The sequence below is a fragment of the Enterobacter sp. Acro-832 genome (genome assembly GCF_011752745.1).
In the GTDB taxonomy this organism is placed as follows: domain Bacteria; phylum Pseudomonadota; class Gammaproteobacteria; order Enterobacterales; family Enterobacteriaceae; genus Enterobacter; species Enterobacter quasiroggenkampii.
The window spans coordinates 576,839-600,058 of sequence record NZ_VWWX01000002.1 but is presented as its reverse complement, the minus strand read 5'-3'; the positions used below and the strand labels follow the sequence as shown (position 1 = coordinate 600,058).

At 55.7% G+C, this 23,220-nt stretch carries 23 protein-coding genes; 6 read left to right on the top strand and 17 right to left on the bottom strand.

Features of this window, described 5'->3' with window-relative positions; genetic code table 11:
• Window positions 1-2 precede the first annotated feature (2 nt).
• From F3J31_RS09325 to F3J31_RS09315, 3 genes are read left to right on the top strand one after another with little or no spacing between them, the layout of a single operon-like run.
• Window positions 3-989, top strand: a complete 987-nt coding sequence (locus tag F3J31_RS09325) for a fimbrial protein (protein WP_240152756.1) — start codon at window positions 3-5, stop codon at window positions 987-989.
• A gap of 12 nt (window positions 990-1,001) precedes the next feature.
• Entirely contained in the window at window positions 1,002-1,520 is a 519-nt protein-coding gene (locus tag F3J31_RS09320) for a fimbrial protein (protein ID WP_167212696.1), read from the top strand.
• A 14-nt stretch (window positions 1,521-1,534) separates the two neighbouring features.
• Window positions 1,535-2,059 (top strand): fimbrial protein, encoded by a 525-nt coding sequence (locus tag F3J31_RS09315; RefSeq protein WP_167212694.1) that lies wholly within the window; start codon window positions 1,535-1,537, stop codon window positions 2,057-2,059.
• A gap of 56 nt (window positions 2,060-2,115) precedes the next feature.
• On the opposite strand, the gene fabF is transcribed toward F3J31_RS09315, so the two are convergent.
• From fabF to yceD, 8 genes are all read right to left on the bottom strand, one after another.
• Entirely contained in the window at window positions 2,116-3,357 is a 1,242-nt protein-coding gene (fabF, locus tag F3J31_RS09310; protein ID WP_167212691.1) for a beta-ketoacyl-ACP synthase II, read from the bottom strand.
• Between the two features lie 91 nt (window positions 3,358-3,448).
• The gene (gene acpP, locus F3J31_RS09305; protein ID WP_003857954.1) at window positions 3,449-3,685 is read right to left on the bottom strand and encodes an acyl carrier protein; all 237 of its coding nucleotides are present in this window, start codon (window positions 3,683-3,685) and stop codon (window positions 3,449-3,451) included.
• A gap of 154 nt (window positions 3,686-3,839) precedes the next feature.
• Complete coding sequence (gene fabG / locus F3J31_RS09300) at window positions 3,840-4,574, bottom strand: 3-oxoacyl-ACP reductase FabG (RefSeq protein ID WP_008500795.1); 735 nt, start codon at window positions 4,572-4,574, stop codon at window positions 3,840-3,842.
• A gap of 12 nt (window positions 4,575-4,586) precedes the next feature.
• Window positions 4,587-5,516 carry an ACP S-malonyltransferase gene (gene fabD / locus F3J31_RS09295; RefSeq protein ID WP_045910200.1) on the bottom strand — a complete coding sequence of 310 codons (930 nt, stop codon included), beginning with the start codon at window positions 5,514-5,516 and terminating at the stop codon, window positions 4,587-4,589.
• 15 nt (window positions 5,517-5,531) lie between these two features.
• A complete protein-coding gene (locus F3J31_RS09290; RefSeq protein WP_008500797.1) occupies window positions 5,532-6,485 on the bottom strand; it encodes a beta-ketoacyl-ACP synthase III in 954 nt (317 codons plus the stop codon).
• Window positions 6,486-6,491: 6 nt separating this feature from the next.
• Window positions 6,492-7,526: a phosphate acyltransferase PlsX gene (gene plsX / locus F3J31_RS09285; RefSeq protein WP_063621375.1), complete on the bottom strand. Its 1,035-nt coding sequence runs from the start codon at window positions 7,524-7,526 to the stop codon at window positions 6,492-6,494.
• An 80-nt stretch (window positions 7,527-7,606) separates the two neighbouring features.
• Window positions 7,607-7,780 (bottom strand): 50S ribosomal protein L32, encoded by a 174-nt coding sequence (gene rpmF, locus F3J31_RS09280; protein ID WP_003857964.1) that lies wholly within the window; start codon window positions 7,778-7,780, stop codon window positions 7,607-7,609.
• 16 nt (window positions 7,781-7,796) lie between these two features.
• A complete protein-coding gene (gene yceD, locus F3J31_RS09275; RefSeq protein WP_014883375.1) occupies window positions 7,797-8,318 on the bottom strand; it encodes a 23S rRNA accumulation protein YceD in 522 nt (173 codons plus the stop codon).
• A gap of 140 nt (window positions 8,319-8,458) precedes the next feature.
• On the opposite strand from yceD, the gene F3J31_RS09270 reads away from it, so the two are divergent.
• On the top strand, window positions 8,459-9,043 hold the full coding sequence (locus F3J31_RS09270) for a nucleoside triphosphate pyrophosphatase (RefSeq protein WP_167212688.1): 585 nt from the start codon (window positions 8,459-8,461) through the stop codon (window positions 9,041-9,043).
• A 79-nt stretch (window positions 9,044-9,122) separates the two neighbouring features.
• On the opposite strand, the gene rluC is transcribed toward F3J31_RS09270, so the two are convergent.
• Window positions 9,123-10,070, bottom strand: coding sequence for a 23S rRNA pseudouridine(955/2504/2580) synthase RluC (gene rluC, locus F3J31_RS09265; RefSeq protein WP_021240761.1), 948 nt, complete (start codon window positions 10,068-10,070; stop codon window positions 9,123-9,125).
• A 572-nt stretch (window positions 10,071-10,642) separates the two neighbouring features.
• On the opposite strand from rluC, the gene rne reads away from it, so the two are divergent.
• On the top strand, window positions 10,643-13,762 hold the full coding sequence (gene rne / locus F3J31_RS09260) for a ribonuclease E (RefSeq protein WP_167212685.1): 3,120 nt from the start codon (window positions 10,643-10,645) through the stop codon (window positions 13,760-13,762).
• A gap of 48 nt (window positions 13,763-13,810) precedes the next feature.
• Here rne and F3J31_RS09255 read toward each other — a convergent pair whose 3' ends face one another.
• On the bottom strand, window positions 13,811-14,749 hold the full coding sequence (locus tag F3J31_RS09255; protein ID WP_205246222.1) for a LysR family transcriptional regulator: 939 nt from the start codon (window positions 14,747-14,749) through the stop codon (window positions 13,811-13,813).
• A gap of 109 nt (window positions 14,750-14,858) precedes the next feature.
• Between F3J31_RS09255 and F3J31_RS09250 the strand changes: the two genes are divergently transcribed.
• Window positions 14,859-16,073 (top strand): MFS transporter, encoded by a 1,215-nt coding sequence (locus F3J31_RS09250; RefSeq protein ID WP_167212682.1) that lies wholly within the window; start codon window positions 14,859-14,861, stop codon window positions 16,071-16,073.
• A gap of 75 nt (window positions 16,074-16,148) precedes the next feature.
• On the opposite strand, the gene flgL is transcribed toward F3J31_RS09250, so the two are convergent.
• The 7 genes from flgL to F3J31_RS09215 form a co-directional block, all read right to left on the bottom strand.
• Entirely contained in the window at window positions 16,149-17,102 is a 954-nt protein-coding gene (gene flgL / locus F3J31_RS09245) for a flagellar hook-associated protein FlgL (RefSeq protein ID WP_045910193.1), read from the bottom strand.
• A 14-nt stretch (window positions 17,103-17,116) separates the two neighbouring features.
• On the bottom strand, window positions 17,117-18,757 hold the full coding sequence (flgK, locus tag F3J31_RS09240) for a flagellar hook-associated protein FlgK (RefSeq protein WP_063621370.1): 1,641 nt from the start codon (window positions 18,755-18,757) through the stop codon (window positions 17,117-17,119).
• A gap of 75 nt (window positions 18,758-18,832) precedes the next feature.
• Window positions 18,833-19,786 carry a flagellar assembly peptidoglycan hydrolase FlgJ gene (flgJ, locus tag F3J31_RS09235; protein ID WP_021240767.1) on the bottom strand — a complete coding sequence of 318 codons (954 nt, stop codon included), beginning with the start codon at window positions 19,784-19,786 and terminating at the stop codon, window positions 18,833-18,835.
• Window positions 19,786-20,883 (bottom strand): flagellar basal body P-ring protein FlgI, encoded by a 1,098-nt coding sequence (locus tag F3J31_RS09230; RefSeq protein WP_029740346.1) that lies wholly within the window; start codon window positions 20,881-20,883, stop codon window positions 19,786-19,788. The genes flgJ and F3J31_RS09230 overlap by 1 nt, the downstream gene beginning before the upstream one ends.
• A 12-nt stretch (window positions 20,884-20,895) precedes the next feature.
• Complete coding sequence (gene flgH, locus F3J31_RS09225) at window positions 20,896-21,594, bottom strand: flagellar basal body L-ring protein FlgH (protein WP_032666985.1); 699 nt, start codon at window positions 21,592-21,594, stop codon at window positions 20,896-20,898.
• A 57-nt stretch (window positions 21,595-21,651) separates the two neighbouring features.
• Window positions 21,652-22,434 carry a flagellar basal-body rod protein FlgG gene (gene flgG / locus F3J31_RS09220; RefSeq protein WP_008500810.1) on the bottom strand — a complete coding sequence of 261 codons (783 nt, stop codon included), beginning with the start codon at window positions 22,432-22,434 and terminating at the stop codon, window positions 21,652-21,654.
• Between the two features lie 11 nt (window positions 22,435-22,445).
• Complete coding sequence (locus tag F3J31_RS09215; RefSeq protein WP_008500811.1) at window positions 22,446-23,201, bottom strand: flagellar basal body rod protein FlgF; 756 nt, start codon at window positions 23,199-23,201, stop codon at window positions 22,446-22,448.
• Window positions 23,202-23,220 lie beyond the last annotated feature (19 nt).

Below are 23,220 nucleotides of genomic sequence, written 5' to 3'. Positions count from 1 at the left end.
CAATGAAGAAGCTATCTATATTCACCGCGATGATTATGAGCACCTTTTTCGCCATAATCCCCGCCCATGCTGACTATTTTTCGGTCGTTAACTTCCATGTGATGACTTATGACCTTGATGATTTCACCGTTCCCGCTGCAGTGGGTGAAACCAGCAGCAACTGGCACGACTCGGGTTCTATCCATTATGAAGTCAACAGCAGTGAAGGTAACCATTCCTATATGGAGCTCTCTGTTAATGGCACGCTGAGCGGTGATGGCGTCTCATGGGTAACAAATAACCCGGGGATTGGTATCCAGTTTAAAGTTGTACCCGGTATGAGCGGGTTTACGCCAGCAGAAACCACAACGGCGCCTAATTATCGGCTCGACCTCACTGCCGTTACCAGCGGTAAGTGGGTATCAACTTACTACCATTTGCAGTACCGGCTCGTCAGACTGTTAGATAAGGTGCCTGCGGGCCGCATTACCTCAGTGCCGACGGTGACCCTTAATGTCCATAACCTGGATGGCGAAGGTACCGCTGAAATGTCAGGCGTTATTATGGCCGGAATAAGCACGCAGCCTACAGTGGGTGCATGTTCAGTCAGCGCGCCGACTGAAATCAGTCTACCTACGCTTTACGGCAATGTCCTTAAAAATGGGGCGCAGTTGGCTACCGCGTCGCCATCCATTTCTCTAACGAATTGTCCAGGAGCCGTTGACGGGATCTCCTATAACTTCTCGGCCGTATACGGTACCCACGATGCTGCAAACGGTGTGATGAATACCGTGAGTGGCGAAGGCTATGCGCAAAATGTGTTTATCCAGGTACAGAATGCTGATGGGTCACCACATATTGTCAACGGACCCGTGCCGTTAAACGACTATAACGGCTCGGGTGATTACAAAATCCCCGACTTCAAAGTCGCTTATTACGTTGACGATGCCGAAAACGTTACGGCTGGAAACGTCAAATCAGCGATTGAACTCAAAATGATCTACAACTAATAAGGATTATTTATGCAAATCATATATGGAAAGAAGATGATTATCGGTTTACTGGCCTGTAGCGGATTGTTCTCTGCGGCCAGCCATGCGGTCAATATTGATATTACGGGTAAAGTGGTTGCTTCTCCCTGCGTCGTGAATGGCAACAACGAATCTCTGGCCGTTAACTTAGGCGATAATATACAGGCGGATTCGCTGGCAACCAGCGGCAGCGCCACGGCATGGACAGACGTCACGCTTCGACTCACCGGTTGCCCCGCCTCGACCACCTCTTTCAGCGTCGCCTTTGCCGGTACCGCTGACACCGACGGGAATTATTATAAAAACACGGGAACGGCCACCAACCTGAAACTGGAGCTGACGGACAGCACCAGTAATACCGCCTACAAGAATGGTGCAACATTGCAAAACGTTGCGATTCCCGCGTCTCACAGCTATGACCTTGCCATGCGCGCTCGCGCCGTATCAACCGGCAACGTACTGCCCGGGACTATCGTTGGCCAGGTGCAGGCAACCTTTACCTACCAGTAAGTCGGGACAGGACAATGGCGCAACAAAAAACTAAACGGCTTCTTGCTCTTGCTTGTCTGTTGGCAGTCAGTGGAACGCATGCAGTGTACGCTGCCGATATTAATTTAAGCGGAACCGTCGTCGCTTCCGCCTGTACGGTAGATACGGGCACCAAAGAACAGACCGTCACATTTGATCAGGCTCGCGCCGTTGACTACACGAAGGTTGGCAATACCAGCGAGTGGCAGGACTTTGAGCTCACGCTTTCAGGCTGCCCTCTCTCAACCACGCAGGTGACCGCACTGTTCAGCGGCAATGCCGATCAAGATGACGGCACGAAATTTGCCAACGCACAAGGCAGTGCAACGGGTATGGCGCTCCAGATTATGACCCGTGATCATCTCAAGGAGATCCCGCCCGCGGGCAAGCTGGCGGTGAATATCGATGGTACCAGTCGCCGTGCGGTATTCCCGCTTTCTGCACGAATGTATACCCCGACGGGAATGGTAACGGCAGGCGAGTTCAGGACGTTCGTTCAGCTCACCTTTACGTACCAGTGATCAAGTGAAAAAAAACGGAGCGCAATGCGCTCCGTTTTTTTTAGCTTCAGGATCTGCTAGACACGCTTGAAGATCAGAGAACCGTTGGTACCGCCAAAGCCGAAGGAGTTACACAGGGTATACTCCATTCCGCTAACCTGTCGCGCTTCGTGAGGAACGAAGTCCAGATCGCAACCTTCATCCGGGTTATCCAGGTTGATGGTTGGTGGAACAGCCTGATCGCGCAGCGCAAGGATGGAGTAGATTGACTCTACTGCACCCGCCGCACCCAACAGGTGACCGGTCATGGATTTCGTGGAGCTCACCAGTACGCGGCTGGCAGACTCGCCGAAGATAGACTTAACCGCCTGAGCTTCCGCTTTATCGCCTGCAGGTGTAGATGTGCCGTGCGCATTGACGTAGCCAATCTGAGCTGGAGTAATACCCGCATCACGGATCGCGTTTTCCATCGCCAGCGCAGCACCTGCACCGTTCTCCGGAGGAGACGTCATGTGATACGCATCGCTGCTCATACCAAAGCCAACGACTTCAGCATAAATTTTCGCACCGCGTTTTTTCGCGTGTTCGTACTCTTCCAGTACGATCATACCCGCACCGTCGCCCAGCACGAAGCCATCACGGTCTTTATCCCACGGACGGCTTGCCGCCTGTGGATTATCGTTGCGGGTAGAGAGCGCACGGGCCGCACCGAAACCGCCGACACCCAGTGGGGTACTGGCTTTTTCAGCACCGCCGGCAACCATAGCATCTGCATCGCCGTACGCAATAATGCGCGCGGCCTGGCCGATGTTATGTACGCCAGACGTACAGGCGGTGGCGATAGAAATGCTTGGCCCACGCAGGCCGAACATGATGGTCAGGTGACCTGCCACCATATTAACAATCGTGGACGGAACGAAGAACGGACTGATCTTACGCGGGCCGCCATTCATCAGGGATGTATGGTTTTCCTCGATCAGGCCAAGACCGCCAATCCCGGAGCCGATAGCGGCGCCGATACGGGTTGCGTTCTCTTCCGTAATCACAAGGCCAGAATCCTGCATGGCCTGAACGCCAGCGACAATTCCATATTGAATGAAGGCATCCATCTTGCGCTGCTCTTTGCGCGAGATGATCTCTTCACAGTTAAAATCCTTTACTAAGCCAGCAAATTTCGTTGCATAGGCGCTAGTATCGAAATGGTCGATTAGGCTGATGCCGCTCTGACCGGCAAGGAGAGCTTTCCAGGTGGACTCTACGGTATTGCCGACAGGAGACAACATGCCAAGTCCGGTCACAACTACACGACGCTTAGACACGTTTGTCCTCCAGGGAGGGATAAAAAAAGAGATTCGTGGGACTAAAAAAGATAAAACTCAGGCGGTCGAATGACCGCCTGGAGATGTTCACTTACGCCTGGTGACCGTTGATGTAATCAATGGCAGCCTGAACGGTGGTGATCTTCTCAGCTTCTTCGTCCGGAATCTCAGTATCAAACTCTTCTTCCAGAGCCATTACCAGCTCAACGGTGTCAAGAGAATCTGCGCCCAGGTCTTCAACGAAGGAAGCGGAGTTCACAACTTCTTCCTGCTTAACGCCCAGCTGTTCGCCGATAATTTTCTTAACGCGTTCTTCGATAGTGCTCATACTCTTAAATTTCCTATCAAAACTCGCTTTCGCGATGGTTTTCGTAGTGTATAAAATGTTGAAAAATTTGCAACTAAATCCCGGCAGTTCTTACCACGATTTTACGTTATTTTGAGGCCATTCGCCCTAATAACGCAAATATTTTTCATCGTGGTTAAACCATATACATCCCGCCGTTGACGTGGAGGGTCTCACCAGTGATGTAACCCGCTTCGTCAGAGGCTAAAAATGCAACCGCACTGGCGATTTCTTTAGGGTCGCCAAGACGACCCGCCGGAACTGCCGCCAGCGTACCCGCACGCTGCTCATCAGTCAGCGCACGCGTCATGTCCGTTTCAATAAAGCCCGGAGCAACAACGTTTACCGTAATACCGCGGGACGCGACTTCACGCGCCAGCGACTTACTGAAACCAATCAGACCGGCTTTCGCCGCAGCGTAGTTAGCCTGACCAGCATTTCCCATGGTACCAACCACAGAACCGACAGTGATAATACGACCATGACGCTTTTTCATCATAGCGCGCATTACCGCTTTTGACAGACGGAATACAGATGACAGGTTGGTTTCGATAATATCGTTCCACTCGTCGTCTTTCATTCGCATTAACAGGTTATCGCGAGTGATCCCGGCGTTGTTTACCAGAATATCCACTTCGCCAAACTCTGCGCGAATATTTTCCAGAACAGATTCGATAGATGCAGGTTCGGTCACATTCAGTACCAGACCTTTACCGTTTGCACCCAGATATTCACTGATAGCCTGAGCGCCATTCTCGCTGGTTGCTGTCCCAATCACCTTCGCGCCGCGCGCAACCAGTGTTTCAGCAATTGCACGCCCGATACCGCGGCTTGCGCCAGTGACCAGGGCAATTTTTCCTTCAAAACTCATGGTATTCCTCTTTTATTGCGAGAGTGCCGCTGACATCGCTTCCGGCTCGTTAATCGCCGAGGCTGTCAGGGTGTCAACAATACGTTTTGTCAGACCGGTGAGGACTTTCCCTGGGCCGACTTCATACAGATGCTCAACGCCCTGAGAGGCCATAAACTCAACGGTTTTGGTCCACTGTACCGGGCTGTAGAGCTGGCGAACCAGCGCGTCGCGGATAGCTTCCGGCGCGGTTTCGCATTTCACATCGACGTTGTTCACAACGGAAATCGTCGGTGCGTTAAACGTAATTTTTTCCAGCTCAACCGCCAGTTTCTCGGCAGCGGGCTTCATCAGCGCACAGTGAGACGGCACGCTGACCGGCAGCGGCAGCGCACGTTTCGCCCCCGCCGCTTTACAGGCTGCACCGGCACGCTCAACCGCTTCTTTATGACCGGCGATAACCACCTGGCCCGGCGAGTTGAAGTTAACCGGAGAGACAACCTGACCTTCAGCAGACTCTTCACACGCTTTTGCAATCGCGGCATCATCCAGACCGATGATGGCTGACATGCCACCCGTGCCTTCTGGCACTGCTTCCTGCATGAATTTACCGCGCAGTTCCACCAGACGAACCGCGTCAGCAAACGCGATCACACCGGCACAGACCAGCGCTGAGTATTCACCCAGGCTATGTCCAGCAAGCAGTGCGGGCGCTTTACCGCCCTGCTGCTGCCAGACACGCCACAGCGCAACGGACGCGGTCAGCAGCGCAGGCTGGGTCTGCCAGGTTTTGTTCAGCTCTTCGGCAGGACCCTGCTGGGTCAGCGCCCATAAATCATAACCCAGTGCATCAGAAGCTTCACGGAAAGTCTCTTCAATGACCGGATAGGTTGCTGCCATTTCAGACAACATCCCAACGGTTTGAGAGCCCTGCCCCGGGAACACAAAAGCAAATTGCGTCATTTTTTATTCCTTATCCTAGAAACGAACCAGCGCGGAACCCCAGGTGAACCCGCCACCGAAGGCTTCAAGCAAGACCAGCTGGCCCCGTTTGATTCGCCCGTCGCGTACCGCTTCATCAAATGCGCACGGTACTGACGCCGCAGAGGTGTTGCCGTGACGATCCAGCGTCACCACAACGTTATCCATCGACATGCCCAGCTTTTTCGCGGTTGCGCTGATGATACGCAGGTTCGCCTGATGCGGCACCAGCCAGTCGAGCGCGGAGCGTTCAAGGTTATTCGCTTCCAGCGTTTCATCAACGATGTGCGCAAGCTCAGTCACCGCCACCTTGAACACCTCGTTCCCTGCCATCGTCAGGTAAATCGAGTTGTCCGGATTTACGCGATCGGCGTTAGGCAGGGTCAACAGTTCGCCATAGCTGCCGTCAGCATGCAGATGCGTAGAGATGATACCCGGCTCTTCGGACTGCCCCAGCAGCACCGCACCCGCACCATCACCAAAAATAATGATCGTTCCGCGATCGGTCGGATCGCAGGTACGCGCCAGCACGTCAGCACCGATCACCAGCGCATATTTAACGGCACCGGACTTCACGTACTGATCGGCTACGCTCAGCGCATAGGTAAAACCTGCGCATGCGGCAGCGACGTCAAACGCCGGGCAGCCCTTAATGCCGAGCATGTTTTGCACCTGGCACGCCGCGCTTGGGAAAGCATGCGTGGCAGACGTCGTGGCCACCACGATCAAACCGATCTGTTCTTTATCAATGCCCGCCATTTCGATAGCACGCTGTGCGGCTTCGTAACCCATGGTCGACACGGTTTCGTCTGGCGCGGCAATACGACGTTCACGGATACCTGTGCGCGTGACAATCCACTCGTCAGACGTATCTACCATTTTTTCCAGATCGGCGTTGGTACGCACCTGTTTTGGCAGGTAGCTGCCGGTACCTAAAATCTTCGTATACATGTACGCTCAGTCACTTTTAGCTAATACAGATCCCAGGCGAGCGGCAATCCGCTGAGGGACTTGTCGCTGCACCGCCTGCACTGCCTGTTCAATCGCGACAGCAAATGCTCGCTGATTGGCGGCGCCATGACTCTTAATCACGATGCCGCGCAATCCTAACAGACAGGCGCCATTATACTGGTCGGGGTTGAGGTGACTGAATCGCCGCGTCAGGCTCTTTTGTAACCAACGCTTCAATAAAATCAGCCACCAGGCGCTTTTTTTGCCCTCTCCCTGTGATTTCAGCAGAGAAAGAAACATCCGCACGACCCCTTCCATGGTTTTCAACGTCACGTTCCCGGTGAAGCCATCGCACACCAGAACATCCGTTTTACCCGTCAACAACTCATTGGCTTCGAGATAACCAATATAGTTGATGGAGGGAACCTGTTTGAGCAATTCAGCTGCTTCGCGAATGCTGTCCAGGCCTTTGGTCTCTTCTTCACCAATGTTCAGTAACGCAACACGGGGAGTGTTGATCCCGACCACCTCTTCTGCCAGCACCGATCCCATGACGGCAAACTGAGCCAGCATTGTACTATCACAATCGACGTTCGCGCCCAAATCGAGCACTACCGTCTTGCCCTTCTGCTGATGCGGCAACACCGTCACCAGCGCCGGACGCTCAATACCGTCAATCGGTTTGAGCAATAATTTCGACAGCCCCATCAGCGCGCCGGTATTTCCCGCGCTAACGCAAGCCTGGGCTCGACCTTCTTTCACCAGCTCCAGCGCTATCCGCATCGAGCTGCCGCGGCTGTTACGAATCGCCTGCGAGGGTCGGGCATCACTGGCAATAACTGACTGCGCAGGAATAATCTGCAGACGTGAACGTTGTTCAAAGTCAGCTTTTGCAAGTAATGGCGTGATTGTGTCGGGATTGCCGACTAAAAGAAGAGTGAGTTGCGAATTAGAATTCAGTGCCTGCAATGCTGCAGGCACTGTCACGGAAGGGCCAAAATCTCCCCCCATGACATCTAACGCCAGGGTTAGACGTGTCAAGGTATCGTCGCAGCCTGGTTCGGTAAGTTCCCCGTTTGCACGGGGAGCTCCTCACTAAGCCTAATCACGCTGACGCGTGATTACTTAGTGATAACCTTGCGGCCGCGGTAGAAACCGTCAGCGGTGATGTGGTGACGCAGGTGTTTCTCACCAGAAGTCTTGTCTACAGACAGGCTGGTAACTGCAGTCAGCGCGTCATGGGAACGACGCATGCCACGTTTGGAACGGGTTGGTTTATTCTGTTGTACGGCCATGGACCTTACTCCTCAATTACTTACGCTTTAAGCTGGCTAATACGGCAAATGGGTTTGGTTTTTGCGCTTCATCAGGCAGTTCCCCAAAGACCATGTCCGCCTCGGACACTTCACAGTGTTCAGAATCATGCACCGGAACCACTGGCAAGGTGAGGATGATTTCATCTTCAACCAGAGCCAGAAGATCGATTTCACCGAATTCGTTAACCTCAATCGGCTCATACGCTTCCGGGAGTGCTTCAGCCTGTTCGTCAGAACGAACCGGACTGAAACAATACGTTGTGTGAACATGCTGTACAAACGGTTTCCCGCAACGCTGACACTCGAGCGTTACCGTCACCTTTGCATCACCGGTTAAAACGGCGAGACGCTGGTTGTCGATAGCGAACGACATGGAGCATTCTACATCACTGTCCACACTGACTACGGATTCGGCAATACGCTCAGCCTGATCGGAAGTATAGATACCTTCGTAATCGAGGCGTTTTTGAGCCGTACGAACCGGATCAAGAGTCAGGGGTAATTTTACCTTTTGCATAGGGCGCGCATATTAACTTTGTAACGTCATAGAGTCAAAGAAAAAGGCAACCAGAGCTGCCTTTTGCCAATTATTCGCACACATTGCGGCCTGTAGTTTAAAATGGCTGGCATCGATACGCTATATCTGGTGATAAAAATATGCCAAATCTCGTCCTTGCTTCCACGTCTCCCTACCGCCGAATGCTGCTGGAAAAGCTCGGGATCCCGTTTGAATGCGCCGCGCCAGAGGTGGATGAGACGCCACAGCAGGGCGAGTCACCGCGCCATCTGGTGACGCGTCTTGCTAAGGAGAAGGCGCAATCGCTGGCCACACGCTATCCTTCGCATTTGATTATAGGCTCCGATCAGGTTTGCGTGCTGGGCGGCGAAATCACCGGCAAGCCCCATACTGAGGAAAATGCCTGCCAGCAGCTTCTGCGCGCGCGCGGTACTATCGTGACCTTCTATACGGGCTTGGCCCTCTATAACTCCGCGTCAGGCCATCTGCAAACCGAGTGTGAGCCGTTCGACGTACACTTCCGTCATCTCAGCGAACAAGAGATTATGGATTATGTGCGCCGTGAGCGACCGCTGAACTGCGCAGGGAGCTTTAAAAGTGAAGGATTGGGGATTGCGCTGTTCGACAAGCTGGACGGTCGCGATCCCAACACCCTGGTGGGGTTACCGCTGATTGCCTTGTGTCAGATGTTACGGCGAGAAGAGTGTAATCCGCTGATCATGTGACTTTTGCCCAGCGGCGCTTCGCTTGCATGGGCCTACGGGTTTTGTAGGCCGGGTAAGCGCAGCGCCACCCGGCACGAAATCAGCCGCGCAGAACCTTAAGACAGCGTTTCAGCTGCTCATCCAGCGGCGCTTCAATACGGATCACTTCACCGGTATTCGGATGGGTAAACTTCAGCGCTGCCGCATGCAGGAACAGACGCGACAGTCCCGTCCCCGCCAGCTGCTTATCAAACTCGCGGTCGCCATAGCGGTCATCAAACGCGATGGGGTGCCCTGCAAACTGCGTATGCACGCGGATCTGGTGGGTACGACCGGTCACCGGACTGCAGCGCACCAGCGTGGCAAACTCATAGCGCTCTTCAACCTTAAAGCGCGTCTCAGACGGTTTCCCTTCCTGGCTCACGCGGACAATACGCTCACCGCTTTGCAGAATGTTCTTCAGCAGCGGCGCCTGCACCACTTTTACATGGGACTGCCACTGACCGCGCACCAGCGCCAGATAGTCTTTCTGCATCCCTTTTTCACGCAGCTGTTCATGCAGCGAACGCAGCGCGGAACGCTTTTTCGCCACCAGCAGTACGCCTGAAGTGTCGCGGTCAAGACGGTGCACCAGCTCAAGGAAGCGCGCTTCCGGACGCAGGGCACGCAGCCCTTCAATCACGCCGAAGCTCAGACCGCTACCGCCATGGACTGCCGTTCCTGACGGTTTATTCAGCACCAGAATATGGTCGTCTTCGTAAAGGATGACATCGCTCAGGGCCGCCACTTTCTGCAGCTTCGGTGAAACGGTCTCTTCTTCACGCTCTGCCACGCGCACCGGTGGAATACGCACTTCGTCACCGGCTTCAAGCTTATACTCAGGCTTCACGCGTTTTTTGTTAACCCGCACCTCGCCCTTACGCAGGATGCGATAAATCATGCTCTTTGGCACCCCTTTCAGCTGGGTACGCAAAAAGTTATCGATACGTTGCCCCGCTTCATCTTCGGCGATGGCAACCATTTTTACGGCTGGAGTCTCTGTTTTCATGGTTGGCGATTCTAAATATCGACAGCCATTAGCGCCACTCATTTTTCTATGCTTATATTTACTTTTATCCGGCCTGTCCCCCGTTTCGCGCAACCGATTTGGTGGTTATTAAACCAATCGCCATTCTGAAGTGAAGAAACTGTGAGTAACCGGGTGATAATTGGTAAAAGTCATCTTGCTATAACCCGGCGAGCAGTGGAATAATGAGGCTGTTTTCCGTGTTAAATCCTGGTTAAGTAAGGATGTTGACGGAATGACCAATTTTGTCTGACCGATCATCCACGCAGCAATGGCGTAAGACGTATTGATCTTTCAGGCAGTTAGCGGGCTGCGGGTTGCAGTACTTCCCGGTATAAGGATTGTTCTCTGGAGAGTTCTACCCAGGCAATTCCCCTGATAATTGCGCTGTGTTTCCGTATGAAATACAGGCAACCGACACTCTGCGCCTCTTAAGCGAGCGACAACCGTGAGGTTGGCGACGTGAACAGACACGAGGCCATCGGTTCATACCCCGGAAAGCGTCACCTTGCCCGCAGCTTTGTCGTCAATGTAAGAATAACGAGTAAGTTACGATGAAAAGAATGTTAATCAACGCAACTCAGCAAGAAGAGTTGCGTGTCGCCCTTGTGGATGGGCAGCGCCTGTACGATCTGGATATCGAAAGTCCTGGACACGAACAGAAAAAAGCGAACATTTACAAAGGTAAAATCACCCGCATTGAACCAAGCCTTGAAGCTGCATTTGTCGATTACGGTGCTGAGCGTCATGGTTTCCTCCCTCTGAAAGAAATCGCCCGCGAATATTTCCCTGCAAACTACAACGCCCATGGCCGACCAAACATCAAAGATGTTCTGCGTGAAGGTCAGGAAGTTATCGTTCAGATTGATAAAGAAGAGCGTGGCAACAAAGGCGCCGCACTGACTACCTTTATCAGCCTGGCAGGGAGCTATCTGGTGCTGATGCCTAACAACCCGCGTGCGGGTGGCATCTCTCGCCGTATCGAAGGTGATGACCGTACCGAACTGAAAGAAGCGCTGGCAAGCCTTGAACTGCCTGATGGCATGGGGCTTATCGTGCGTACCGCGGGCGTCGGCAAATCCGCCGAAGCGCTGCAGTGGGACCTGAGCTTCCGTCTGAAGCACTGGGAAGCTATCCAGAAAGCAGCGGAAAGCCGCCCTGCTCCGTTCCTGATCCACCAGGAAAGCAACGTGATCGTGCGTGCCTTCCGTGACTACCTGCGTCAGGACATCGGTGAGATTCTGATCGATAACCCGAAAGTGCTTGAGCTGGCGCGCCAGCACATCGCCGCGCTGGGTCGTCCGGATTTCACCAGCAAAATTAAACTGTACACCGGTGAAATCCCGCTGTTCAGCCACTATCAGATCGAATCCCAGATTGAATCCGCCTTCCAGCGTGAAGTGCGCCTGCCATCCGGCGGTTCTATCGTTATCGATACCACTGAAGCGCTGACCGCTATCGACATCAACTCCGCTCGCGCAACGCGCGGTGGCGATATCGAAGAGACCGCCTTCAACACCAACCTTGAAGCCGCTGATGAAATCGCCCGCCAGCTCCGCCTGCGCGACCTGGGTGGTCTGATTGTTATCGACTTCATCGACATGACCCCTGTTCGCCACCAGCGTGCAGTAGAAAACCGTCTGCGCGAAGCGGTGCGTCAGGACAGGGCGCGTATTCAGATTAGCCATATCTCACGCTTTGGCCTGCTGGAAATGTCCCGCCAGCGTCTGAGCCCGTCGCTGGGTGAGTCCAGCCATCACGTCTGTCCACGCTGCTCCGGCACCGGTACCGTGCGTGATAACGAATCGCTGTCCCTCTCGATTCTGCGTCTGATTGAAGAAGAAGCGCTGAAAGAGAATACCAAAGAGGTTCACGCGATTGTTCCTGTGCCAATTGCCTCTTACCTGCTGAACGAAAAACGTGCAGCGGTCAGTGCGATTGAAGCGCGTCAGGGTGGCGTTCGCTGCATCATTGTGCCAAACGATCAGATGGAAACCCCGCACTATCACGTGCTGCGTGTCCGTAAAGGTGAAGAGACGTCAACGCTCAGCTACCTGCTGCCGAAGCTGCACGAAGAAGAGATGGCCCTGCCTTCAGATGAAGAGCCAGCAGAGCGTAAACTGCCAGAGCAGCCTGCGTTAGCCACCTTCATCATGCCAGAAGCCCCACCGGAAGCAGCCCTGGAAAAACCAGCTGCCAAACCTGCGGCGCAGAAACCAGAAGCAACGGCAGCGAAAGCCCAGCCGGCGCAGCCGGGTCTGCTGAGCCGCTTCTTCGGCGCGCTGAAGAAGATGTTTGCCGGTGAGGAAGTTCAGCCAGAGCAGCCGAAAGAAGAGCCAAAAGCGGCCAAGCCTGAACGTCAGCAGGACCGCCGTAAGCGTCAGAACAACCGCCGCGACCGTAATGACCGTAGCGATCGTAATGACCGCAGCGAGCGTCGTGACAACCGTGACAACCGCGCTGAGAACAATGAAGGCCGTGAGCAACGCGAAGACAACCGTCGCAACCGTCGCGAGAAACAACAGCAGAATGTTGAAGATCGTGAAATTCGCCAGCAGGCGGGCGATGAGTCTGAGAAGAGCAAACAGCGTGACGACCAGCAGCCGCGCCGTGAACGCAACCGTCGCCGTAACGACGAGAAGCGTCAGGCACAGCAGGAAGTCAAAAACCTGAACCGCGAAGAGCCTGTTGAACAGCAGGACGGCGAGCAGGAAGAACGTACTCAGGTCATGCCGCGCCGTAAGCAGCGCCAGCTTGCTCAGAAAGTCCGCTTCGCCTCCGAAGCAACCGAAGAGTCAGCAATCGTCGCGGTTGAAACCCGCGAGAGCGCAACCGGCACGCAGCTGGCAAAAGTTGACCTGCCAGCGGTCGTTGATAACAACGTTGAGCAGGATGAAAACGGTGAAAACCGTGATAACGCCGGCATGCCGCGCCGTTCACGTCGTTCCCCACGTCATCTGCGCGTCAGCGGTCAGCGCCGTCGCCGCTATCGTGACGAGCGTTACCCGACTCAGTCGCCAATGCCGCTGACCATTGCCTGTGCTTCGCCAGAAATGGCTTCCGGCAAAGTCTGGATCCGCTACCCGGTAGCACGTCAGGAGCAGGTTGTTGAAGAACAGCCAGTTGCGGAAGAGATCATTGCACCTGCGGTAGCGGTAGAAGACGTTGTGACTGAAGCGGCAACCGTGGTTGAACCTGAGGTTGTTGAAGCGGAAGCACCTCAGGCAGCTGATGTCGAAACCACGCATCCGGAAGTGATTGCCGCGCCGGTTGATGCCGCACCGCAGCTTATTGCTGAAGAAGATGTGGTGGTGGCTGAGGAAATCGCTGAAGAAGCTGAACCTGTAGCCACCGTGGAAGACACCGCTGAAGCCATCGTCGAAACGACCACTGAAGAAATCGTTCAGGACGTTGAGATTGAGGTTGAACCGGTTGTTGAAGAACCGAAAGCGCCTGAAGTGAAACCTGAGCCGGTTGTCTCTGCACCAGCCGCTGCCCACGTGGCGACAGCACCGATGACCCGCGCTCCGGCGCCGGATTACGTGCCAGAAGCACCGCGTCACAGCGACTGGGTTCGCCCGGCTTTCAGCTTCGACGGTAAAGGCGCTGCAGGCGGCCACAGTGCAACGCATCAGGCGACTGCACCCGCGACGCGTCCACAGTCTGTCGAATAACGACAAACAACGCTGAAAGCAAAAAGCCGACCTTAAGGTCGGCTTTTTTTATGGCTGCTGCACAGGCTTCCTCATCCCGGTCACCTCCGGCATGACCTGCCTCATCAACTCAAGAAAACGCCGCAAGCGTGCCGGATAATAACGGGACCAGGGATAGACCAGATGCACCGGTAGCGCCGCTGGCTGCCACTCCGGCAGCAAATGCACCAGCCGCCCTTCCCGAATATCATCCTGTACCGTCCAGCTTGATACGACCGCCACACCGAGCCCGGTCAGTGCCGTATTGCGTGCAACATACAGGCTGTCGGTGCTGAGGCGTGGCGTAATAGCAATTCGCGCGGTGGCGGGCGAAGCATCGTGAAATAGCTCCACGTGGCGCTGGTAGAAAGAGCTGATGGCTATCCAGGGAAACTGCTGCAAATCTTCCGGCTTATTCACCGCCGGGAAGCGGGCCAGCAGCGCTGGCGCGGCCACCACCGAGCGAGGCACTTCCGCCAGCAGCACGGATACGGTCGCCGGATCGACCTCCACACCCACCCGAATAGCGCAGTCAAGATTGTCACCGAGAAAATCTGCCGACCGATCGTTGAGCATCCACTCAATCGAAAGCTGGGGATAGCGTTGCAAAAATTCGGTTACAGGTTTCAGAAGCTGGTCCTGACCAAACGCGTGGGGAGCGCGCACCCGCAACACGCCTACCGGCTCATCTTCCGTCTGCCCCACCTCATCTTCCAGCGCCAGCCAGCTGTCGATCACCCGACGGGCGTGCTGATAGCAGCGCTCGCCGTCATCCGTTAGCCGCGTCGTGTGGGTGGTGCGCAACATCAGGCGCACGCCCAGCATGGTTTCAAGCGACTGCAACCGTCGGCTTACCGTGGCCTGGGTTGTCGCCAGCTGCCGTGCCGCCGCTGAAAGCGAACCCGCCTCGACAATGCGCACAAACGTCCGCATTAGCTCTACCCTGTCTATACGCTCAGCTCTTTTCATCGCATTTTCAGTTATACGTTTAACGTATAAGCGTTTTACCACCGGGCCCGCTACCGTCGCAAGGCGTACTGATAAAAAATAGCCGCACACGACGAATGAGGAACAACTTATGAACACAACAACAACTCCCCATGCTGTAAGCCGCTGGGTGATTTTTATGCTGGCTCTGGGGGCGGGCTTCAGCGTGGCATCAATCTATTACGCGCAGCCCCTGCTGCCGCTGATGGGTGCTGACCTGCATCTGAGCATTGAAGGTATGGGCCTGGTGCCAACATTAACGCAGGCAGGCTACGCGCTCGGCATCCTGTTCCTGCTTCCTCTGGGCGATCGCCACGACCGCAGGACGTTAATTCTGATCAAAAGCGCGGCGCTGGCGCTGTTTCTTCTCGGCTGTAGCCTGACCGGGCAGTTCCATTCTCTTCTGCTGGCAAGCCTGCTCATCGGCATGGCCGCCACCATGGCACAGGATATCGTCCCCGCCGCGGCCATTCTCGCACCGGAAGGTAAACAGGGGAAAACCGTGGGCACGGTAATGACCGGCCTGCTGATGGGTATCTTATTATCCAGAACCGTAAGCGGCGTGGTGGGCGAAGCGTTTGGCTGGCGCGTCATGTACCAGCTGGCGGCGGCGAGCATTGCGTTCATCGGGGTGATGATGTGGTTTGTACTTCCCCGTTTTGCCATTCACTCCACGCTGAGCTACCCCGCGCTGATGCGCTCGATGGAGCACCTGTGGCGTCGTTATCCGGCACTGCGCCGCGCGGCGCTGGCTCAGGGTTTCCTGTCGATTGCCTTTAGCGCCTTCTGGTCAACGCTTGCGGTCATGCTGCTGGAACGCTATCACCTGGGTAGTGCCGTCGCAGGTGGTTTTGGTATTGCCGGTGCCGCGGGTGCGTTAGCTGCCCCACTGGCGGGGGGTCTGGCGGACAAACTGGGGGCAGGAAAAGTCACGCAGCTTGGTGCCGTTCTTGTGACCGTCTCTTTCGCCCTGATGTTCCTGATGCCCGCATTGGGCGTTCATGGACAGCTGATGCTGATCGCCATCTCTGCCGTCGGGTTCGACCTGGGCCTGCAGTCCAGCCTGGTCGCCCACCAGAACCTGGTGTACAGCCTAGAACCGCAGGCGCGTGGTCGTCTCAACGCCCTGCTCTTTACGGTGGTCTTTATCGGGATGGCGCTGGGGTCCGCGTTAGGCAGCAATATCTACTCGCTGGCTGGCTGGACGGGTGTGGTCGCACTGGCCACCGTCTGTGGCGTCATTGCGCTGGTCATCCGTCTGATAGAAAGCGCGCGTGTCGCCTCCGTACCGGCGGAAGCCGCATAAAAAAAATGCCCAATCCAGACGGATTGGGCAGTAAAACATGCCCAGTTTCAAGACATGTTCCAAGAGGTCAAGATGTTATTTGTTCAGCTGGAACAGAGACATGCCCTGCATATCGCTAAACGCTTTATAAGACGCCTGCAAGGCCGCCTGCTGCATGGTGTAAGAGGAAATCGCTTCGTTCCAGTCGACATCAACCAGGTCGCTCATCTGCTTGGTCTGACCCAGCGCGCGGTCATCGCCCAGCGTATCGAGTTTTTCCAGCTCGTTCATCTTGGTGCCCACATCCGCAACGACCGTCAGAATATTGTTCTGGGAGTTTTTGATGCCGATTTGCGCATTGGCAATCACCTGGCTTTGCGCCGTTGCGGCAGCCGGATCGTTCTCAATCGGCGTCTTCAGCGACGCAATCGCAGAATCCAGGATTTTGAACATGTTCGTCTCGCCATATCCACCGCCCGGCAGCTGTTCCGCATTACTGGTAATGCTTTCGAAAATTTGCTGCCCGGTATGGCTAATGGCCATATTACGCGCCGTATCAACCTGCTGCGTGATGGCCTCAGCGCCGCCGTTATAATCCCCGGTCGCGGCATCAAACGGTGCGCTCTCGGTTTTGTATCCCGCAAAGATAAAGCGACCATTACCATCCGTTGTGTTAGCCAGGTTCATAAGCTGATCGCGGATCCCCTGAATATCGGTCGCCAGAGAAAGACGGTCGTCATCGCTTAATGTGCCGTTCGAGGCGTAAACGAGCTTCTCGCGCACGCTTGAGATCGCGGTGTTCACCTGAGTTAACACGTTATCTTCCAGCGAGACTTTTTGCGTGGCGAAGGTACGCGCAAGCGCGAACTGGCTGTTTTGCGACTGCGATTGTGACAGAACGATGGCCTGCGACGCGGCGATAGGATCGTCCGACGGACGGTTGACGCGCTTGCCGGTGGACATCTGTTCACCGTAGCTCAGCCATCTGCTCTGGGAATCGGTGATCCCACGCATGTTCTGCTCATACATCATCTGGGTGCTAATACGCATTGTTCACCTCAACCTTAACGAATGTTGATAATTGCATCGAAGAGCGTACTGGCAGTCTGGAGAACCTGGGCGTTCGCCAGGTAATACTGCTGATAACGCTGCAAATTGCCATACTCTTCGTCGAGGTTTACCCCAGAGATGGTCTGCTGCTGCTTGATTAACTGCGTCTCCACGTTGGCTTTCGTCTGGCTGCTCACCTTCAGTGACGCCGTTGAGCTACCCACGGTACTGACGAGAGAGGCATACGCATCGTTGAAGGTTTTGTTGCCCCCCACGACTTTCGCGTTTTGCAGATCGAGCAGTTTCTGGCCGTTACGGTTATCACTTTCGCCGCCGTTCTGCACTGACGCCATCGCCAGTTTGGACTCGTCGCTGATCGCCAGATCCATGTTCATGATGACGTCGGAAACCGGCTTCACGGTAAAGCTGTCTTTGGTATTTGCCGTGCCGCTCACGTTGACGTTAAGGCCATCAAACGACAGATTGCCGCTGGCATCCGGGCTCATCGTAAAGCTGGTTTTGTCTGATGTACGGGTGATCGTCCAGTCAGTGCCGTTGAACTGCAGCTTATAGTCTGTCGCCTGGACCTGTTTGCTGTCCGTCACAGAGGCCGTAACAACCGCCGATCCGCCGTTCTTGCTGTTGGACAGCACCGCCGGAGAACCAAAGTTGAACAGCTTACCGCCCGCATCACCGTTTGCATCAAAACCGGCTTCATGCTGCGTGTTCATCGAATCGGCAAAGGCCAGCGCCATCTGGTTCAGGGTATTACGGGCTTTATCCAGATCTTCCGTACGGAAAGTCAGTAAACCGCCTAATGAACCGGTAGTGATCATTTTTTCCGGGATCTCGACGTTCCCGGCCACGTCATCGACATAGGCCACGGTAGTACGGGTCGGATCGGCACTCGACTTCACGGCAGCCAGCTGGTTGGCTTTGCTGCCCTGTACCAGGCTGTAACCGTTGCCGAAAGAGATGTTAAACGTGCCGCTATCCTGGACAGAGACTTCCACGCCGACGATTTTGTTCAGCTCATTGACGAGCTGATCGCGCTGATCAAGCAGATCGTTAGGCGATGCGCCCGCGCCGACGCCGGTCAGACGGGAAATCTGATCGTTCAGATTGGCAATCTGTTTGGCATAGTTGTTGATCTGAGAAACGCTGGTGCTAATCGCGGTATTCACCTGCGTATCCTGGTCGCGAAGATACTGATCGTTGGTTTTAAACTGATTGACCAGACCGCCCGCTTTACCCAGCACCGTCTGACGTGCCGCCGGGTCTTCCGCGTTGCTCACCAGCGTTTGCAGACTCTTGAAGAAGTCCTGCAGCGTGGTGGAGAGCGAGTTGGTGGTATCGGAGAGCACATCGTCGATTTTTGACATCTGCTGGTAGCGCGTCGTCAGGCCGCTGCTCTGCGTCTGCGCGGCGCGCAGCTGGTTGGTGATGAAGGCGTCATACTCACGCTGGACACCGGAGACATACACCCCGTTACCCACCCAGCCACCGCCGGTCAGCGTGCTGTTAGATGCGCCCAGCACCGTGGTCTGGCGGGTATAGCCTGCCACGTTATAGCTTGAAATATTATTACTGACGGTATTGAGTGCCGACTGCGCAGCACTGAGGCCACTCATGGCGCTGTTAATCAAACTGGACATGGGGGTTCCTTTTATACGTTCAGACACGAGTCCTGATGAAGGTTATCGGCAACCTCCACCGGGACTTGAGAACTTTCAGAACAGATTTTCAATATCTGTGCTATAGGCTTTGCTGACCTTCTCGCCCATTGATTTCAGCTGCTGGATCATGCTGGTGAGCTTACGCGCATAGTTCGGGTCGGTCGCGTAGCCCGCGTTTTGCAGCGCCTGAGCGCCCTGCTCCGCCGTCGCCGCCTGCGTCACGGCGGTATAGCGCGGATTTCGGCTCAGCAGGCCAACATAATCGGACAAGGCTTCCAGATACGAGCTGTAGACGCGGAATTTGGCTTTCACCTTCACCGCCGCACCGTTCTCGTATTCGGTGGTCGTGATCTCCGTGGTTGGCCCCTTCCAGCTGGAGGTAGCCTTCACGCCGAAGATGTTGAAGCTCGGCTCGCCGTTTTCCTTGCGGATCTGGCGCTGACCCCAGCCCGACTCCAGCGCAGCCTGCGCCAGAATCAGGTGATGCGGCACGCCGCTCTGTTCGCTGGCAAGGCGCGCAGGCAGAGAAAGCTGCGCCAGGAAGTCTTTGCTGTCACCGGAGAGCGGCTCATCGCCGCTGCCCGTGGCTTTCGGCATGGCTTTACGCACCATTTGCGTCAGAGCCTGGTTCTGATAGCTGGTCACCGTTTCCAGGTCGAATTTCATCGGTACCTGCTGCGGCTGATCCTGAGGCTGAATGCCCTGCGCGGCTTCGGTCTGCTTGACAATCATGTCAGCCAGACCAAGGCCTTTCCCGGCGGTCATCTGCTGCGCAATCTGCTGGTCATACATGCTGGTGTAGAGACGCGTTGAATCACTGCTGAACATCCCGTCTTTCGGCAGGGTTTCGCGCATGCTTTTCAGCATCATCTGTACAAACATCCCTTCTACCTGGCGGGCGACCGGGCGGATATTCGCCGCCGGGTCTTTTCCTGCTTTGGTTTTCAGTTCGTTGAGCGACTGGGCGTCCCAGGCTGCACTGGTCAACAGTTTGCTATCGGTCAGCATTAGATGATTTCCAGTTTGGCGCGCAGGCAGCCCGCGCTTTGCATCGATTGCAGGATGGACATCAGATCCATCGGCGTTGCCCCCAGGGCATTCAGGGCACGCACCACGCTGTTCAGGTTGGCGCTGGAGCGCACGCTTTGCAGTGACCCGCCGCTCTGGCGCATATCAATCTGCGTTTGCGGCGTCACCACCGTCTGACCGCCACCAAATGGCGTATTCGGCTGGCTCACGTTCGCGGAGCGGTTTACCGTCACGGAGAGGTTCCCCTGCGCCACGGCGCAGCTGTCGAGCGACACTTCCCGGTTCATGACCACCGAGCCGGTACGGGAGTTGATGATCACCTTCGCATCCTGGACCGGAACGTTCACTTCCATATTCTGGATATCGGCCAGCATGCGCACCTGATTGCTGCTGCCGGTGGAGGTACGGATCTGCACGGTGCGCGCATCGAGTGCCGTTGCATTACCATAGCCACGGCTGCGGTTGATAGTATCGGCAATCTGCTGCGCCATCGTGAAGTCTTCATTATTGAGCTGCAGGTTGATGGTGTTGCCCGCGCCAAACTGGGTCGGCAGTTCACGCTCAATGATCGCCCCGTTGGTTATCCGTCCACCGTTAAGCTGGTTCACCTGCACGCTGCTTCCGCCTGCGGATGCACCCGCACCGCCGACCAGAATGTTCCCCTGCGCCAGCGCATAAACCTGGCTGTCGACGCCTTTCAGCGGGGTCATCAGCAGCGTACCGCCACGCAGGCTTTTGGCGTTACCCATTGAAGAGACCACCACGTCAATGGTCTGTCCCTGGCGCGCAAACGCCGGGTAGGACGCGGTGACCATTACTGCCGCCACGTTTTTCAGCTGCATGTTAGTTCCCGCTGGCACGGTAATGCCGAGCTGAGAAAGCATGTTGTTCAGGCTTTGGGTGGTAAAAGGAGTCTGGGTCGTCTGGTCACCAGTACCGTCCAGACCCACCACCAGGCCGTAGCCAATCAGCGAGTTTTCGCGCACGCCCTGAACGCTGGTGAGATCGCGAATACGGTCAGCCTGGGCAAAGGTAGCCACCAGCGCGAGCGCCACGGCGAAGATCGATTTAAACATGGGTCACCTCGCTTACATCGGCGATAAATTAAGGAAGAAGCGCTGCAGCCAACCCATATTTTGCGCTTCATTGATATAGCCGTTCCCGACGTACTCAATGCGCGCATCCGCCACCTGAGTGGACGGAACGGTGTTGGTGCCGCTGATGGTGCGAGGGTTAACCACGCCCGAGAAGCGAATGAATTCAGTGCCCTGGTTGATGGCGATCTGTTTTTCACCCACAACGTGTAGGTTGCCGTTAACCAGTACCTGGTCAACCGTCACCGTCAGCGTACCGCTGAAGGTGTTGCTGGCATTCGCGCCGCCTTTACCGTTAAAGGTATTGCCGCCGGACGCGTTCACATCAGCACGCGCGTTGCCGAACAGCCCTTCGAGATAGCGTGGCACGGTGTCGAAGCCAAAATTCGTTTTGCCATCGCGGCTGGCGTTCGCCGACGAGCTCTTGCTCGCGCTGACGTTTTCCTGCAGCACAATGGTCAATGTATCGCCGACGTTACGCGGGCGGCGATCTTCAAACAGCGGCTGATAGCCGTAATTAATCGGCTGCGCGGTCTGGAAAATGGAGCCGTTTACCACTGGCGCAGGGCCAGGAACGGGTTGGGCAGTCGTCGCACCCTGGACCAAAGGTTTAGACGGGATCCAGGCACACCCGCTGAGGGTGACGGCCAGAACAGTCAGTATCGGATAACGAAACGCCGCGTTTTTTTGCATTGCCTTCATCTTCGAAAACAGGGAGCCGGCGCGGCGTTTACCGCACCGGGCTACACCTTAGAGTTGCGTCAGTTTCTGCAGCATCTGGTCGGTCGTCGACACTGCTTTACTGTTAATTTCATACGCGCGCTGGACCTGGATCATATTCACCAGCTCTTCCGCCACGTTCACGTTAGAGGTTTCAACATAGCCCTGATACAGCAGGCCCGCGCCGTTCAGGCCTGGCGTACTTTCATTTGGCGTACCGGAGGATTGCGTCTCGGTGTAGAGGTTCTCACCAATGCTTTCCAGACCGGTATCGTTCATGAAGGTGGTCAGGTTGAGCTGCCCAACCTGAACCGGCGCGGCCTGCCCCTGCTGGGTTACGCTGACCACACCGTCACGTCCGATGGTGATGCTCAGTGCGTTCGCCGGGATGGTAATCGCAGGCTGGACCTGGAAACCGCCCGCCGTCACCAGCTGGCCATTCTGATCGACCTGGAACGAGCCGTCGCGGGTGTAGGCAGAAGTCCCGTCAGGCAGCTGCACCTGGAAGAAGCCCTGGCCTTTGATCGCCACGTCTTTGCTGTTGTTGGTCTGAGACAGGTTGCCCTGACTGTGCAGACGCTCGGTGGCCACCGGACGAACACCGGTACCGATCTGCAGACCCGATGGCAACGTCGTCTGTTCAGAAGACTGCGCCCCCGGCTGGCGGATGGTTTGATAAAGCAAATCTTCGAAAACGGCGCGCTGACGCTTGAAACCATTGGTGCTGACGTTTGCCAGGTTGTTGGCAATCACGTCCATATTGGTTTGCTGGGCGTCCAGGCCAGTTTTCGCGATCCATAAAGAACTGATCATAAGGAATCCTGTTAGCTCATAGCCAGAAGTTGGTTAGCCTTGCCCGCGTTTTCATCCACGCTGCTGATGATCTTCATCTGCATTTCAAAGCGGCGGGCGCTGGCGATCATGTCGGTCATGGCTTCGACCGGCTTGACGTTACTGCCTTCCAGGACGCCGGACATCACGCGGATGCTCGGATCGGCCTGTAAGGTGGCACCCCGCGTCGCCTGCGCCGCCTGGGTCAGACGGAACATGCCGTCGTCGCCACGCTGCACCTCTTTGCCTTCCGCTTTGACCAGCTTCAGACGACCGACGGGCGCAACGGTATTGGCCGGGTCGCCTGGGTTGAGCGCCGAAATGGTGCCGTCCGCAGCGATAGTCAGCTCAGAGCCTTCCGGTACGGTCAGCGGACCCGCTTCCCCCATCACCGGATGCCCCTGAATCGTCAGTTGGCCCGTCGCGCTCACCTGGATGTTCCCGTTACGGGTATAGCCTTCACTGCCGTCCGCCGTTTGCACCGCCAGCCAGCCGTCCTGCTGCAGAGCAACGTCCAGCGGGCGTGAGGTGTAGTCCATCTGCCCTGGCGTCATATCGGCGCCAGGGGTCGATGCGGTCACCAGTGTACGGGTCGGCAGGGAAAGCCCTTCTACCGGCACCGCGCGCAGCGCATTAAGCTGCGCACGAAAGCCCGGCGTTGAGGCGTTTGCCAGGTTGCTGGCGGTAACGGCCTGCTGATTGAGCGTCTGACTTGCCGCGCCCATCGCGGTATATATTGCGTGATCCATTGCGCTTTCCTGTTAGCCG

What these genes read in the sequence shown, in the direction of transcription:
- F3J31_RS09325 (WP_240152756.1), top strand. Translation starts at nt 3, where the DNA reads ATGAAGAAGCTATCTATATTCACCGCGATGATTATGAGCACCTTTTTC.
- F3J31_RS09320 (WP_167212696.1), top strand. Translation starts at nt 1,002, where the DNA reads ATGCAAATCATATATGGAAAGAAGATGATTATCGGTTTACTGGCCTGT.
- F3J31_RS09315 (WP_167212694.1), top strand. Translation starts at nt 1,535, where the DNA reads ATGGCGCAACAAAAAACTAAACGGCTTCTTGCTCTTGCTTGTCTGTTG.
- acpP (WP_003857954.1), bottom strand. Translation starts at nt 3,685, where the DNA reads ATGAGCACTATCGAAGAACGCGTTAAGAAAATTATCGGCGAACAGCTG.
- fabG (WP_008500795.1), bottom strand. Translation starts at nt 4,574, where the DNA reads ATGAGTTTTGAAGGAAAAATTGCCCTGGTCACTGGCGCAAGCCGCGGT.
- fabD (WP_045910200.1), bottom strand. Translation starts at nt 5,516, where the DNA reads ATGACGCAATTTGCTTTTGTGTTCCCGGGGCAGGGCTCTCAAACCGTT.
- F3J31_RS09290 (WP_008500797.1), bottom strand. Translation starts at nt 6,485, where the DNA reads ATGTATACGAAGATTTTAGGTACCGGCAGCTACCTGCCAAAACAGGTG.
- rpmF (WP_003857964.1), bottom strand. Translation starts at nt 7,780, where the DNA reads ATGGCCGTACAACAGAATAAACCAACCCGTTCCAAACGTGGCATGCGT.
- yceD (WP_014883375.1), bottom strand. Translation starts at nt 8,318, where the DNA reads ATGCAAAAGGTAAAATTACCCCTGACTCTTGATCCGGTTCGTACGGCT.
- F3J31_RS09270 (WP_167212688.1), top strand. Translation starts at nt 8,459, where the DNA reads ATGCCAAATCTCGTCCTTGCTTCCACGTCTCCCTACCGCCGAATGCTG.
- rluC (WP_021240761.1), bottom strand. Translation starts at nt 10,070, where the DNA reads ATGAAAACAGAGACTCCAGCCGTAAAAATGGTTGCCATCGCCGAAGAT.
- rne (WP_167212685.1), top strand. Translation starts at nt 10,643, where the DNA reads ATGAAAAGAATGTTAATCAACGCAACTCAGCAAGAAGAGTTGCGTGTC.
- F3J31_RS09255 (WP_205246222.1), bottom strand. Translation starts at nt 14,749, where the DNA reads ATGAAAAGAGCTGAGCGTATAGACAGGGTAGAGCTAATGCGGACGTTT.
- F3J31_RS09250 (WP_167212682.1), top strand. Translation starts at nt 14,859, where the DNA reads ATGAACACAACAACAACTCCCCATGCTGTAAGCCGCTGGGTGATTTTT.
- flgL (WP_045910193.1), bottom strand. Translation starts at nt 17,102, where the DNA reads ATGCGTATTAGCACCCAGATGATGTATGAGCAGAACATGCGTGGGATC.
- flgK (WP_063621370.1), bottom strand. Translation starts at nt 18,757, where the DNA reads ATGTCCAGTTTGATTAACAGCGCCATGAGTGGCCTCAGTGCTGCGCAG.
- flgJ (WP_021240767.1), bottom strand. Translation starts at nt 19,786, where the DNA reads ATGCTGACCGATAGCAAACTGTTGACCAGTGCAGCCTGGGACGCCCAG.
- F3J31_RS09230 (WP_029740346.1), bottom strand. Translation starts at nt 20,883, where the DNA reads ATGTTTAAATCGATCTTCGCCGTGGCGCTCGCGCTGGTGGCTACCTTT.
- flgH (WP_032666985.1), bottom strand. Translation starts at nt 21,594, where the DNA reads ATGCAAAAAAACGCGGCGTTTCGTTATCCGATACTGACTGTTCTGGCC.
- flgG (WP_008500810.1), bottom strand. Translation starts at nt 22,434, where the DNA reads ATGATCAGTTCTTTATGGATCGCGAAAACTGGCCTGGACGCCCAGCAA.
- F3J31_RS09215 (WP_008500811.1), bottom strand. Translation starts at nt 23,201, where the DNA reads ATGGATCACGCAATATATACCGCGATGGGCGCGGCAAGTCAGACGCTC.